This is a genomic window from Flavonifractor sp. An10 (assembly GCF_002161215.1).
Classification (GTDB): Bacteria; Bacillota; Clostridia; order Oscillospirales; family Oscillospiraceae; genus Flavonifractor; species Flavonifractor avistercoris.
Genome location: NZ_NFMB01000003.1, coordinates 239,946 through 253,515, shown reverse-complemented (window position 1 = coordinate 253,515; position 13,570 = coordinate 239,946). Strand labels below are relative to the sequence as shown.

Here is a 13,570-nt window from a genome sequence, read left to right as displayed (position 1 = left end):
GAATGCCCAACATTGGTGACAGCGAGCGCAAAACGCAAAACCGTGTGGTCAAATTTTTTCGGGACAAGCTGCACTATACATATCTGGGGAACCTGCATGACAGTGAAAACCGTAACATCATGCAGGAGCGGCTGCATGCCTGGCTGTTGAAACAGGGCTACTCCGAAAAGCTTGCAGCCAATGCCGTGGATGCGTTGGTGAAGACCTCTACCAATCTGCAGCAGGGTCTGTACCATGCCAACAAAGAGGTCTATAGCCTGCTGAAATACGGAGCCAAGGTCAAGGAGTCCGTGGAGCAGTCCCCTAAGACGGTATATTTTATTGACTTTGAAGATGTCAGTAAAAATGACTTCTATATTGCGGAAGAAGTCACTGTTGTCAGCAACAACACCAAGCGTCCGGATGTTGTTATCTATGTGAATGGTATTGCACTTGCGGTAATCGAATTGAAAAAGAGCAGCGTGTCCGTGTCCAACGGCATCCGTCAGAATCTGACCAATCAAAAATCGAACTTCATCGAAGATTTCTTTACGACCATTCAGTTCTGTATGGCCGGGAACGACAGCGAGGGCTTGCGCTATGGTACGCTCCTTACCCCGGAGAAGCACTATCTGGAATGGAAAGACGACGGCTTTACCGAGCATCAGACGGAACGCGATATTGTGGACATCGAGGTTGAGGAATACTGCGAGGGGATTCCCGGCAAGTTGGAAAAACAGCTTTTTGCTCTGTTTTACAAAAAGCGTTTCCTTGATCTGATCCACAACTTTGTAATCTTCGATAAGGGCATCAAAAAGGTCTGCCGCTATAATCAGTACTATGCCATTAAACGGGCGCAGCACCGTTTGACGGACAAGAAGCGCGGCGGTATCGTCTGGCATACCCAGGGCAGCGGCAAGAGTCTGACCATGGTGTGGTTCTCTAAGTGGATTTTGGAGAACAATCCCAATGCGCGTGTATTGGTCGTTACCGACCGCGAGGAATTGGATGAGCAAATTGAAAAGAATTACAAGGGTGTGGATGAGAATATCGTCCGCACTAAGAGCGGAAAAGATCTGCTTGAACACCTGAACGCTTTCGATGACCGGCTTCTGTGCTCTCTGGTACATAAATTTGGAAAGCGTGGCAGCGACAGCTCGGAAACAGATTACGAAAAATACATCGAAGATTTGAAAAACGCTTTGCCCAAGGATTTTTCTGCCAAGGGTGATATCGTAGTTTTTGTAGATGAGTGTCACCGCACTCAGTCCGGCAAACTTCACGAGGCTATGAAGGCAATCCTTCCCGATGCCATCTTTATCGGTTTCACGGGCACACCGCTTTTGAAGAAGGACAAAAAGACCAGTCTGGAAACCTTCGGCGGATATATCCATACCTACAAGTTCAACGAAGGTGTTCGAGATGGCGTTGTGCTGGATCTGCGGTACGAGGCCAGAGATGTGCCCCAGGGCATGACCTCTCAGGACAGAATCGATGCATGGTTTGAGGCGAAAACCGTCGGTCTGGCCCCCAGAGCAAAAGCAAAACTCAAAGCTTATTGGGGGAATCTGCAAAAGATTTTCTCCTCTCGCTCCCGGTTGGAGCAAATCGCCAATGATATCATCTTTGATTTTGCCACCAAGGCACGACTGATGGATGGAAACGGAAATGCTATCCTTGTGGCCGGTTCTGTGTATTCGGCATGCCGATACTATGAAATTTTCCAAAGCAAGGGTTTCCGGAGATGCGCGGTTATTTCTTCTTATACGCCGCAAGCCGGAGATTTAAGGACGGATACTGTCAGCGACGAGGAAGAAACCGAAACATTTGAAAAATACAGCACTTATCTGAAAATGATTGGCGTTGACCCGTCGGAGGACAAGACACAGATTGCCAAAAAAGTAGAAGCTTTTGAAGCGGAAGCAAAACGCAAGTTTGTGGACGAACCTGCAAACATGAAACTGCTGATCGTAGTTGACAAGCTGCTTACCGGTTTCGATGCCCCCAGCTGTACCTACCTCTACATCGACAAGGCGATGCATGACCATGGCCTGTTCCAGGCAATCTGCCGAGTCAATCGTCTGGATGGCGAGAGCAAAGACTTTGGCTATATTGTAGATTACAAGGAACTGTTCGGAGACTTGGCGGATGCTATGAACAAGTATACCGCCGGTGCCTTTGAAAGCTATGATGCCGAGGATGTCGATGGGCTTTTGAAAGATAGAGCTACAGAAGCGAAAAAGTATTTCGTTGATACCCTGGAGGAATTGGACGAGCTTTGCGAGGGCGTCGAATTGCCCAGAAAAGAGCTCGACTATATTCACTATTTCTGTGGTGAAAGTGGTCGCGACGAAAATCAGGACGAAGCCTTTGCCCGCATTCGCGAGAAACTGTACAAGCTCGTCGGACGTTTGATTCGCGCTTTTGCGGAATTGAAGCCTCGCATGACGGATTTGGGGTATACCGTTTCCGAGCAAGGTGCATTGGACGACAGGGTTGCGTTCTATGTAAACCTGCGTGACACGATTGGTAGAGCCAGCGGCGATTTTATTGATCTGAAAGCCTACGAACCAGGTATGCGGTATCTGATTGACAACTACATCTCAGCCAGCGAGTCGCAAAAGATCGGCAGCATGGATGACTTTACCCTGCTTGATTTCATCATCTCGCAGGAAGATAAGCTGAAGAGCGAGCAAAAAGGCGAGCAGGAGAGTGCGGCAGAAACCATTGAGAACAACATCCGCAAAAAGGTTGTTGAGCGAATGGTCATCAATCCTGCTTATTACGCAAAAATGTCTGAAATCCTGGAGCAGTTGATACTTGACCGCCGCCGCGGAGTGATTGCCTACGGGCAGCTGCTGGACACATACATGGAACTGGCGAAAAATGTTGCAAAGCCCGAGGAGAACACAAAGTACCCTGAGAGTATTCGTTCCAATGGCGCACTGCGGGCGCTCTATGATAATTGCGGAGAAGATGAGGCGACTGCCTTGAAGCTGCACAAAGCCATTGTCAAGGCGCGGCTCGATGGTTTCCGAAATAATCCGGTTAAGGCAAATAAAATCAAGCGAGCGCTCTATCAACTTTTGAATGACGATAGCGAAGTAGAGCGAATTTATCAAATTGTTGTGGAACAAGAGGAGTACTGATGCAAATAGTTATTTCCAATATTCCTGTGGAAGTTGTCAGAAAAAATATTAAAAATATGCATCTCTCTGTGCTTCCACCGGACGGCAGGGTTCGTGTATCAGCACCTACGCAACTGACGGATGAAGCAATTACGATGTTCGTTCGGACAAAACTCGGCTGGATCAAAAAACAACAGGAGAAGTTTCAACAGCAGCCGCGTCAAAGCGAGCGGCAGTATGTGTCCGGGGAAACATTATATGTTTGGGGTAAGCAGTACTTTCTTCAAGTGGAATACAGCTACAAAGGCAATGTTCTCACACTTTCGGGTGACAAGGCTATTCTGACGGTTAGAAAAGAAAGCAGTCCAACGCAGAGAGAAAGCTTCGTAAATGAATGGTACCGCAACCTCTTGAAGCAGGAAGTGGCGAAATATCTTCCCAAGTGGGAGAAAACTACGGGGCTTTACTGTAGCAGTTGGCAAAGCAAATATATGACGACCAAATGGGGAACCTGTAACCCTACCAGTAAGAAAATTTGGCTAAACCTTCAATTAGCAAAAAAACCGATTGAATGTTTAGAATATGTAATCTTACATGAACTTGCGCACTTGAAAGTTCATAACCATGGTCCTGAATTCACGGCGATCTTAGACCAATATATGCCATATTGGAGAGAACACAAACGTCGACTGAATGATAGCACCCTTGACTATCTACCAAGCCAACTTGAGTAATCAAGGTTTTCCCTATCTTTTCACCTTTCACAAACTATCTTACATGAATCATATCTATACCTGCGAGCGCCGAAATTGCGCAAAACTCTCGTCCGACAGATTATCGTCAGACGAGAGTTTTGCGTTTCCCTCAAGCGGTGATTGTTGCTATGTATCTTACTTCAATTTCATGCCCCAGTGCTGTTCGGTCAGCCCGTTTGAAACTCGCAGTTCGTACGGGACTCATCTTCTTGACCATCTGGCCGCCCACAGAGCCGGCCTCACGGCTGGTCAGATCGCCGTTATAGCCCTGCTTCAGGTTGACGCCCACCTCGCTGGCGGCCTCCATCTTGAACTTGTTCAGGGCCTCGCGGGCGCCGGGAACCACAGGCTGATTGGAATTGGTGTTCTTGGAACTAGACATAACGGTGCATCTCCTTTTGTGGCAAATTTGTTGGATTCGGAGAATCCGAACATAGCTTTGCCCCAGCCCGGATTTCTATGTGCGCCATTTTTTGCTGAATCAGACAGGGTTTGACGCACGCATCCGTGGGAGAGATGCCGGCGCGCTCAGAGGAGGCCGTCCGCCCGGAAACGATCCAGGAGCCGGGCGATAAGCCCCACCCGCTGGAAGGGAGTCATGAGGTAGAAGCCGTCCACAAAGGGCGCGATCTCCTTGGCGATGGCGGCGGAGACGGTGAGGGCGATCTCCTCGCCCTCCTCCCGACTCTTGTCCCGGTAGAGCCGGATGATCTCCTCACACACCCGGATGCCCGCCACCTCGTTGTTCAAAAAACAGGCGTTGCGGTAGCTGACCACCGGGAAGATGCCGCCCAGCAGCCTGCCCTTCAGAACCTCCCGGGCCCGTTTCAGGTTGTCCAGCGCCTCCCTGGACAGCACCGGCTGGGTCAGGAAGCCCCGGATGCCGCAGTCCTCCTTCTCCCGGGCCAGGCGGAGCTGCACGTCGAAGTTGCGGGCGTTGAGGTTCAGCGCGCCGAACAGGCGGAAGGGGGTGGAGAAGGTGTCCTCCCCCAGGGAGCTGACGTAGCGGGCCAGCTTGCGGGAGTTGAAGTTGAACACGCTCTTGACCTCGTCCCGGCTCTCGCTGGGCACGGGGTCGCCGGTGACCAGCAGCACGTTGTGTACGTCCTCCATGGACAATCCCAGCAGCAGGGCCTTGATGGCGTTCAGGTTCCGGTCGCGGCAGGTCATGTGGGGGAGGGGCTCCACCCCCAGCTCCCGCTTGAGCTTGCAGGCCAGCAGGCAGCTGTCCGCCCTCGGACGCCCCACAGGGCAGTCGGCGATGGTGATCACGTCGGCCCCCGCGTCCCGCAGGGTGCCCACGCCGGACAGGAAGGGGGCGATATCGTCGTTGGCCGGGGGATCCAGCTCCACCGCCACGGCCTTCTCCCCCCGCTCCAGCTTGCTCCACAGCCGATCCGTCCCCGCCGGGGCCCGGGCAGGCGCCTGAACCGGGCCGGACACCACCGCGGCGGGCGCGGCGGGTTCCTCCCGCAGCAGCCGGGCCAGGCGGGCGATGTGCTCCGGCGTGGTGCCGCAGCAGCCGCCCACGATGGCCGCCCCCGCCCGGAGGATCTGCGCCATCTGCTGGGCAAAGTAGTCCGGCGTGCCCTGATAGGCGGTGCGGCGGCCCAGCACCGTGGGATAGCCCGCGTTGGGCATCACGGAGAGCATGGTTCCCTCCAGCTTCAGCCCCCGCACCAGGGAGAGCAGGTGGTGGGGCCCCGACATGCAGTTGAAGCCCACCCCGTCCACGCCGGGCAGCGCCGCCGTGCGCTTCAGCAGCGCCCGGCCGGGCAGGCCCTCCCGGGTGAAGCCGTCGGCCCCTACGGCAAAGGAGGCGATCAGGAAGGCGTCGGGGCAGTGCTCCTCCAGCCAGGCGGCCAGCTCCGCCACTCCCTCGTCGGAGGACAGGGTCTCCACCAAAAAGTGGGTCACCCCCGCCTTCAAAAAGTGCTCCGCCTGGCGGATGTAGAGCTTTCCCGTGTCCTCCTGGCGATCCTGGGGGACGGGCCCCAGATCGGCGAATACCAGGGCCCCATAGGGAGCGGCGGCCTCCAGGGCCAGGCGGCTGGCGGCGGCGATCAGCTCCCCGGCCAGGGCCTCGTTCCCCTGGGCCAGCTCCGTCCCCAGGCCGAAGGTGTTGGTCTTGATGGCCCGGGCCCCCGCCTCCAGGTAGGCCCGGTGGATGGCGGAGATCTCCCCGGGGTGGGTGAGGCTGGCCCCCTCGCACCGCTCCCCCGCCCGGCCGGGCAGGGCGGCGAACAGGGTGCCCATGGCCCCGTCAAACAGCAGGGGATGCTCCGGGGTATATGCGATTTTGCTCATGCGCCCAGCACCTCCCGGGCGATCTCCACGCTCTGCCGCGCATCCTTGGCGTAGTAGTCCGCCCCCATCCGCTGGGCGTACTCCGGCGTCACCACCGCGCCGCCCACAAAGACGGCGGGGGGTTCGGGCAGGGCCTTGAGCATCCGGATGGTCTCCTCCATGGCGGGCAGGGTGGTGGTCATCAGGGCGGACAGGCCCACCAGGGGGATGTGCCCCTCCGCCACCGCGTCGCAGATCGCCTGGGCGGGCACGTCCCGGCCCAGGTCGATGACCTGATAGCCGTAGTTCTCCAGCACGGTCTTGACGATGTTCTTGCCGATGTCGTGGATGTCCCCACGGACGGTGGCCACCGCCAGGGCCCCCTTGGGCTCCATGCCGCCGCCGGTGCGGGCCAGGGCGTCCTTCAGCACCTCGAACACGGCCTGGGCCGCCTGGGCGGCGCTGAGCAGCTGGGGGAGGAACAGGGTGCCCCCCTCATAGCCGCTGCCCACTGTGTCCAGGGCGGGGATCAGCCGGTTGTTCACCAGGGACAGGGGCTCCTCGCTCTCCAGCGCCTGCTTCGCCAGCCGGGCCGCGTCGGCGCGGAGGCCGCGGATCACCGCGTCCTCCAGGGTCATGCCGGTGCCGGCGGCGGGGGCGGCGGCCGCCGCCGGGGCGCTCTCCCCGGCGAAGCGGGCCACGTAGGCCCGGCACCCCTCGTCCTCCCCGGAGAGCACCCGGAAGGCGGCCACCGCGTCCATCATGGCCTTCTGGTTGGGGTTGAGTATGGGCAGGGTGAGGCCCGCCTCCAGGGCCTGCACCAGAAACGTCTCAGTGACCAGGGCGCGGTTGGGCAGGCCGAAGGAGATGTTGGACACACCCAGCACGGTCTGGAGGCCCAGCTCCTCCCGTACGGCCCGGAGGGCGGCGAGGGTCTCCCTGGCCTGCCCCTGCTGGGCGGAGACGGTGAGGGTCAGGCAGTCAATCCACACGTCCTCTTTGGGGATGCCGTGGGCCAGGGCGGCGTCCAGGATGCGGCGGGCGATGTCCACCCGCTCCCGGGCGGTCTGGGGGATGCCCCTCTCGTCCAGGGCCAGGCCCACCACCGCCGCGCCGTACTTCTTCACGATGGGCAGGATCTTCTCCTGCACCGCCGGGTCGCCGTTGACGGAGTTCACCGCCGCCTTGCCGCTGTACACCCGCAGACCGGCCTCCAGGGCGGCGGGGTTGGAGGAGTCCAGCTGGAGGGGCACGTCCAGGGCGCTCTGGAGCTTCTTGACCACCCGGGGGAGCATGTCCACCTCGTCCACGCCGGGGTAGCCCACGTTCACGTCCAGGATGTCCGCCCCCGCGTCCACCTCCTGGATGCCCACGTCCAGAATGTAGTCCAGATCCCCCTCCAGCAGGGCCTGCTGGAACCGCTTCTTGCCGGTGGGGTTGATCCGTTCCCCGATGGTGCGCACCCCGTCAATGGGCAGGGGGACGGTGGGGGTGCACAGGAAGGAGACGGGCCGGTACGCCCGCCGGACGGGGCGCTTGCCCGCCAGCGCCTCCCGCACCCGGCGGATGTAGTCCGGCGTGGTGCCGCAGCAGCCGCCGAAGATGGTCACACCCGCCTCCCAGCAGGGGAGCAGGGCCTGGGCGAAGGCCTCCGGATCCATGTGGTAGTGGCCGTCCACCGGGTCGGGCAGGCCGGCGTTGGGCTTGGCGATCACCGGCAGGCGGGTGCTTTCACACAGCTCTTTCACCAGGGGGAGGAGCAGATCCGGCCCCAGGGAGCAGTTCAGGCCGATGGCGTCGGCCCCCAGGCCCTCCAGCGTCCGTGCCATGGAGGGGATGGTGCAGCCGGTAAAGGTGCGCCCGCCGGTCTCAAAGGACAGGGTGACAAAAACGGGCAGATCGGTGTTCTCCTTCACGGCCAGCAGGGCGGCCCTGGCCTCGTACAGGTCGGTCATGGTCTCGATCACCGCCAGATCCGCCCCGGCCCGGGCTCCGGCCGCCGCCACCTCCCGGAAGAGGGCGTAGGCATCCTCAAAGGACAGGCTCCCCATGGGTTCCAGCAGCTCCCCCAGAGGGCCCATGTCCACGGCCACCAGGGTATCGGTGCCCTCCGCCGCCTTCCTGGCAATACGGACGGCCTGGGTAACCACCTCCTCCACGCCGTGGCCGGTGGGGGCCAGCTTGCGGGCGTTGGCCCCAAAGGTGTTGGCGTAGATGATCCGGCTGCCCGCCTGTATGTATTCCCGGTGGATCTCCTCCAGCAGCTCCGGCCGGGTCAGGTTGAGCAGCTCCGGCTGCCCGCCGGCGGGCAGGCCCCGCTGCTGGAGGACGGTGCCCATGGCCCCGTCCAGAAAGATCAGGTTATCGGTAAAATCAAGAGAGCCCACAGCTCTTTCCTCCTTTGCGCAGTTGACAGGTCTGGTTCATGGAGCAATAGCGGCACCCCCGCACCCGGGCCATCTGGGGCCGGTCGGCGACGCCCACGATGGCGGTGACCGATTTGCCGGGGTTTAACAGATGGCTGTCCGTCACATACAGCCCCAGGGTGCGCTGGGTGTCCAGGGCTCCGCAGATGGCAGGCTGGAGGGACAGGGGCAGGTCGCCGTACCCCGGGCTGAACCGGTCGGTGAGAAAGCGGCCGGGCAGGCGCTCGGAGAGCTCCCCCTCCGCTTCGTCGCAGCCGGCCTCCACCCAGGCGCTGCCGCAGCCGTCCGTCAGGACGGCCTTTGCCATGTCCCGGGCCTGGACGGCCCGGAGCCTGGCGTCAAACACCGCCCCCAGAGTGCAGGCCAGCAGGGCGGCCTGGGTGCACTCCTTTAGCATGAGCGCCGCCGTCCGGCCGGGCAGGAGCAGTTCCAGCTCCGGCAGGCGGGGTCCCTCCGGCGTGTGCTCCAGCTCGAACAGCCGCCACCGCCACCGGGGGGTGACGGCCGCCGTCAGCCCGGCGGCCACATCCTCCATCTCCCGCTGCAGCGCCTCCGGCGGCGGGGACGGCACCCCTGCATAGCGCAGGGCCTCCTCCAGATTCAGCTCCATCCTTTCACCCCTCCCGGCGGCCAGGCCTCGGCCGGTTTTATACAATAAATATGATCATACCTGTTTTTGCGGAAAATGTACAGAGCTTTGGCAGAAAAAGGGGCCGCCGTCCATGACAGCGACCCCTTGTGGTTCCTTCGATTGTCACGCTTCGCCTGTTCGCGACGCCCGGCTTCCCTCCGTCTCGGACTTGAACCGCCCCGCTGTGCGGGGCTGGGTTCTCGCCCTCGCTCCGATCCATCCGGGCTGCTCACGACGGCTCCGCGCTTCTTCTTACTTGAGGTTGAAGAAAGCGTTCATGCCCAGGTACTGAGCCTCGTCGTCGCAAAGTCCACTCCAGTCGGAACGCCCAGACATGGGCATTCCTCCTTCCGCTCCCTTGCTCCTCCTCTCCCCACACGACCCGCGGCAAAGCCGCTGGGCTCGTGCGGGGGCCCCGTTCCTGATTCCTATTCACGGCGCACAGCGCCGCCCCGCCGGAGGCGGGGCCCCGAGGAGCTGGGCGACACAAAACGGGGCCGCTGCCATTGGCAGCGGCCCCTTGAGGTTCCCACAATTATTTGAGGTTGAAGAAAGCGCCCATACCCAGATACTGAGCCACGTCGCCCAGCTCCTCCTCGATGCGGAGCAGCTGGTTGTACTTGGCCACGCGGTCGGTGCGGCTGGGAGCGCCGGTCTTGATCTGGCCGGCGTTGACGGCCACAGCGATGTCGGCGATGGTGGCGTCCTCGGTCTCGCCGGAGCGGTGGGACACGATGGCGGTGTAGCCGGCCCGGTTGGCCATCTGGATGGCGTCCAGGGTCTCGGTCAGGGTGCCGATCTGGTTGACCTTGATGAGGATAGCGTTGGCCACCTTCTTCTCAATGCCGGTCTTGAGCCGCTCGGTGTTGGTGACGAACAGGTCGTCGCCCACCAGCTGCACGCGGTCGCCGATGGCCTTGGTGAGCATAGCCCAGCCCTCCCAGTCGGTCTCGGCCATGCCGTCCTCCAGGGAGACGATGGGGTAGGTGTCGGCGAACTTCTTCCACATGTTGACCAGCTGCTGCTGGGTCAGCTTCTTGCCGGACTTGGGCTGGATATAGCACTTCTCCTCCTCGTTCCACCACTCGGAGGAGGCGGCGTCGATGGCGATCTTGAAGTCCTCGCCGGGCTTGTAGCCGGCCTCCTCGATGGCCTTCACGATGACCTTCAGAGCGTCCTCGTCCTTCTTCAGGTTGGGGGCGTAGCCGCCCTCGTCGCCCACGCCGGCGGCGGGAGTGCCGTTCTCCTTCAGGGTCTTCTTCAGCTGGTGGAACACCTCGGCGCACATGCGCAGGGCCTCACGGAAGCAGCAGGCGCCCACGGGCATGATCATGAACTCCTGGATCTCCACGTTGTTGGTGGCGTGAGCGCCGCCGTTGAGGATGTTCATCATGGGCACAGGCAGCACCTTGGCGTTGGCGCCGCCGATATAGTTGTACAGGGAGGTGCCCAGGCTCTCAGCGGCAGCCTTGGCGCAGGCCAGGGAGGCGCCCAGGATGGCGTTGGCGCCCAGCTTGGTCTTGTTGGGGGTGCCGTCCAGCTCGATGAGGGCCTTGTCGATGGCGGTCTGATCCAGCACGTTCATGCCCACCAGGCACTCGGCGATCTCGGTGTTCACGTTCTTCACGGCGGTGAGCACGCCCTTGCCCAGGTAACGGCTCTTGTCGCCGTCCCGGAGCTCACAGGCCTCATAGATGCCGGTGGAGGCGCCGGAGGGCACGGCGGCGCGGCCGACGGTGCCGTCCTCCAGGTAGACCTCCACCTCAACGGTGGGGTTGCCGCGGCTGTCCAGGATCTCGCGGCCCAGGACGTCGACGATCTCGATAATCTGCTTCATGGGTAAAAACTCCTTTCGTCTTGGCGGCGGGGACAAGCCCCGCCCCGCAGGGGTAGGATTGTGTGGGGGACGGGCCTCCGCCCGCCGGGGATCTATGGTAGGGCGGGAGCTTGCTCCCGCCGGATACCGCTTGGAGGAATTGAGAATTGATAATGGATAATTGATAATTCTCCCACATCGGAACATGGGCAGATAAAACGAAGTCCATGCAGCCACGCCGGCCAGCACACAAATTGTCAATTCTCAATTTTCAATTGTCAATTCAGGATCAAGGTCTCCCCGTCCATCTCCGCCGGTTTTTCAAGCCCCATCAAGTCCAGCATGGTGGGGGCGATGTCGGCCAGGCGGCCGTCCCGCAGCTTCACGTCGGCACCCACGATGTAGAAGGGCACCAGGTTGGTGGTGTGGGCGGTGTAGGGGGTGACGCCGTCGGCGTCCAGCATCCGCTCGGCATTGCCGTGGTCGGCGGTGATCAGGGTCACGCCGCCCATGCGGGAGGTGGCCTCCACCACCTTGCCCACGCCGTCGTCCACGGCCTCCACGGCCTTGACGGCGGCCTCAAACACGCCGGTGTGGCCCACCATGTCGCAGTTGGCGAAGTTGAGGATGATCACGTCGTAATTGCCGCTCTCGATGCGCTTGACGGCCTCCTCGGTGACCTGGGGGGCGCTCATCTCGGGCTGGAGGTCATAGGTGGCCACCTTGGGGGAGGGGATCAGGCAGCGATCCTCGCCGGGGAAGACCTGCTCCGCCCCGCCGTTGAAGAAGAAGGTCACGTGGGCGTACTTCTCCGTCTCGGCGATGCGCAGCTGGGTGTAGCCCTGCCGGGCGATATACTCGCCAAAAATGTTCACCAGCTCCCGGTGGGGGAAGGCGATGAGCACGTTGGGCATGGTGGCGTCGTACTCGGTGGTGCACACATAGGTGACGGGGAAGTAGCCCTTCTTCCGCTCCACGTCGGTGAAGGCGGGATCCACAAAGCAGCGGGTGATCTCCCGGGCCCGGTCGGGGCGGAAGTTGATGAAGATGATGGAGTCGCCCTCCTTCACCTTCCCGTCCTTGGTGCACACGATGGGCTCCACAAACTCGTCGGTGACGCCGGCGTCATAGGACTTCTGCACGCCGTCCACCGGGTCGGGGTTCTGGATGCCCTCGCCCCGGGTCATAGCGTCATAGGCCCGCTGCACCCGATCCCAGCGCTTGTCCCGATCCATGGCGTAGTAACGGCCCATGACGGTGGCGATCTGTCCCACGCCGATCTCCCTGCACTTGGCCGCCAGCTGCTCCACGTAGCCCTTGCCGGAGGCGGGGGGCACGTCACGGCCGTCCAGGAAGCAGTGGACATACACCCGGCTCAGGCCGCGGCGCTTGGCCATCTCCAGCAGGGCGAACAGGTGGGTGATGTGGCTGTGGACGCCGCCGTCGGACAGCAGGCCCATCAGGTGGAGGGAACCGTCCCGCTCCTTGCAGTCGTCCATGGCCTCGACATAGGCGTCGTTCTCAAAAAAGCTGCCGTCCTCGATGGCACGGCTGATGCGGGGCAGATCCTGGAACACCACCCGGCCGGCGCCGATGTTGGTGTGCCCCACCTCGGAGTTGCCCATCTGTCCCTCGGGCAGGCCCACGTCCAGCCCGGAGGCGGACAGCCTGCAGCCGGGGTTCTCGGCAAAAATCTTGTCCAGGTTCGGCTTGCTGGCGGCGGCAATGGCGTTGCCCTTCCGCTCGTCAGACAGGCCGAAGCCGTCCATAATGATCAGGGTAGTCGGTGTCTTACTCATAATAACCTCGAATCTAAACTTCTCTTGCACACAAGGCGGGCGAACTCGTCGCCGCAAAGTCCGCTTTGCGGGGGCACGCTCCCGACGGCTCCGCGCTTCTCACTGTCACGCTCCGCGCTTCTCACTCCTGGTTGGCGGCGTTGACGATCTCCACGAAGTCGGGGGCCTTCAGGGACGCGCCGCCAATGAGGCCGCCGTCCTCGTCGTCGCAAAGTCCGCTTTGCTCCGCTTCCGCCTGACGGCGAAAGCTGCGCTGCGCTCCCTTGCTCCTCCTCTCCCAACGAGACCCGCTCCGCTGGGCTCTCGTTGGGTTCCCGTATCGCCGCCCGACGTGGACGGCTTACTGCTCCTGGTTGGCGGCGTTGACGATCTCCACGAAGTCGGGGGCCTTCAGGGAGGCGCCGCCAATGAGGCCGCCGTCCACGTCGTCGCAAAGTCCGCTTTGCTCCGCTTCCGCCTGACGGCGAAAGCTGCGCTGCGCTCCCTTGCTCCTCCTCTCCCAACGAGACCCGCTCCGCTGGGCTCTCGTTGGGTTCCCGTATCGCCGCCCGACGTGGACGGCTTACTGCTCCTGGTTGGCGGCGTTGACGATCTCCACGAAGTCGGGGGCCTTCAGGGAGGCGCCGCCAATGAGGCCGCCGTCCACGTCGTCGCAAAGTCCGCTTTGCTCCGCTTCCGCCTGACGGCGAAAGCTGCGCTGCGCTCCCTTGCTCCTCCTCTCCCAACGAGACCTGCTCCGCTGGGCTCTCG

General features: G+C 61.2%; 8 protein-coding genes and 3 pseudogenes. 2 read left to right on the top strand and 9 right to left on the bottom strand.

From position 1 onward, the window contains the following. Positions 1-2 precede the first annotated feature (2 nt). Together B5E42_RS06510 and B5E42_RS06505 are read left to right on the top strand one after the other, a co-directional pair. Entirely contained in the window at positions 3-3,128 is a 3,126-nt protein-coding gene (locus B5E42_RS06510) for an HsdR family type I site-specific deoxyribonuclease (RefSeq protein ID WP_087237858.1), read from the top strand. Beyond that, a complete protein-coding gene (locus B5E42_RS06505; protein WP_087237856.1) occupies positions 3,128-3,841 on the top strand; it encodes a SprT family zinc-dependent metalloprotease in 714 nt (237 codons plus the stop codon). Before B5E42_RS06510 ends, B5E42_RS06505 begins: the two co-directional genes overlap by 1 nt. Before the next feature lie 130 nt (positions 3,842-3,971). On the opposite strand, the gene B5E42_RS06500 is transcribed toward B5E42_RS06505, so the two are convergent. From B5E42_RS06500 to B5E42_RS19515, 9 genes and pseudogenes are all read right to left on the bottom strand, one after another. Next, positions 3,972-4,244: an alpha/beta-type small acid-soluble spore protein gene (locus B5E42_RS06500; protein WP_087237854.1), complete on the bottom strand. Its 273-nt coding sequence runs from the start codon at positions 4,242-4,244 to the stop codon at positions 3,972-3,974. A 146-nt stretch (positions 4,245-4,390) separates the two neighbouring features. Then, positions 4,391-6,169: a bifunctional homocysteine S-methyltransferase/methylenetetrahydrofolate reductase gene (locus B5E42_RS06495; RefSeq protein WP_087237852.1), complete on the bottom strand. Its 1,779-nt coding sequence runs from the start codon at positions 6,167-6,169 to the stop codon at positions 4,391-4,393. Beyond that, a complete protein-coding gene (locus tag B5E42_RS06490) occupies positions 6,166-8,535 on the bottom strand; it encodes a homocysteine S-methyltransferase family protein (protein ID WP_255396991.1) in 2,370 nt (789 codons plus the stop codon). Before B5E42_RS06490 ends, B5E42_RS06495 begins: the two co-directional genes overlap by 4 nt. Next, positions 8,522-9,184 carry a methionine synthase gene (locus B5E42_RS06485; RefSeq protein WP_087237850.1) on the bottom strand — a complete coding sequence of 221 codons (663 nt, stop codon included), beginning with the start codon at positions 9,182-9,184 and terminating at the stop codon, positions 8,522-8,524. The genes B5E42_RS06490 and B5E42_RS06485 overlap by 14 nt, the downstream gene beginning before the upstream one ends. Before the next feature lie 556 nt (positions 9,185-9,740). Beyond that, a complete protein-coding gene (gene eno, locus B5E42_RS06480) occupies positions 9,741-11,042 on the bottom strand; it encodes a phosphopyruvate hydratase (RefSeq protein WP_087237848.1) in 1,302 nt (433 codons plus the stop codon). Positions 11,043-11,299: 257 nt separating this feature from the next. Continuing rightward, positions 11,300-12,820 (bottom strand): 2,3-bisphosphoglycerate-independent phosphoglycerate mutase, encoded by a 1,521-nt coding sequence (gene gpmI, locus B5E42_RS06475; RefSeq protein ID WP_087237846.1) that lies wholly within the window; start codon positions 12,818-12,820, stop codon positions 11,300-11,302. Positions 12,821-12,941: 121 nt separating this feature from the next. Next, positions 12,942-13,040: pseudogene (locus tag B5E42_RS19525) on the bottom strand (triose-phosphate isomerase); the annotation flags it as partial. Between the two features lie 120 nt (positions 13,041-13,160). Beyond that, positions 13,161-13,265, bottom strand: a pseudogene (locus B5E42_RS19520) (triose-phosphate isomerase); the annotation flags it as partial. A 117-nt stretch (positions 13,266-13,382) separates the two neighbouring features. Next, positions 13,383-13,487: pseudogene (locus B5E42_RS19515) on the bottom strand (triose-phosphate isomerase); the annotation flags it as partial. Positions 13,488-13,570 lie beyond the last annotated feature (83 nt).

What these genes read in the sequence shown, in the direction of transcription:
- B5E42_RS06505 (WP_087237856.1), top strand. Translation starts at nt 3,128, where the DNA reads ATGCAAATAGTTATTTCCAATATTCCTGTGGAAGTTGTCAGAAAAAAT.
- B5E42_RS06500 (WP_087237854.1), bottom strand. Translation starts at nt 4,244, where the DNA reads ATGTCTAGTTCCAAGAACACCAATTCCAATCAGCCTGTGGTTCCCGGC.
- eno (WP_087237848.1), bottom strand. Translation starts at nt 11,042, where the DNA reads ATGAAGCAGATTATCGAGATCGTCGACGTCCTGGGCCGCGAGATCCTG.
- B5E42_RS06495 (WP_087237852.1), bottom strand. Translation starts at nt 6,169, where the DNA reads ATGAGCAAAATCGCATATACCCCGGAGCATCCCCTGCTGTTTGACGGG.
- B5E42_RS06510 (WP_087237858.1), top strand. Translation starts at nt 3, where the DNA reads ATGCCCAACATTGGTGACAGCGAGCGCAAAACGCAAAACCGTGTGGTC.
- gpmI (WP_087237846.1), bottom strand. Translation starts at nt 12,820, where the DNA reads ATGAGTAAGACACCGACTACCCTGATCATTATGGACGGCTTCGGCCTG.
- B5E42_RS06485 (WP_087237850.1), bottom strand. Translation starts at nt 9,184, where the DNA reads ATGGAGCTGAATCTGGAGGAGGCCCTGCGCTATGCAGGGGTGCCGTCC.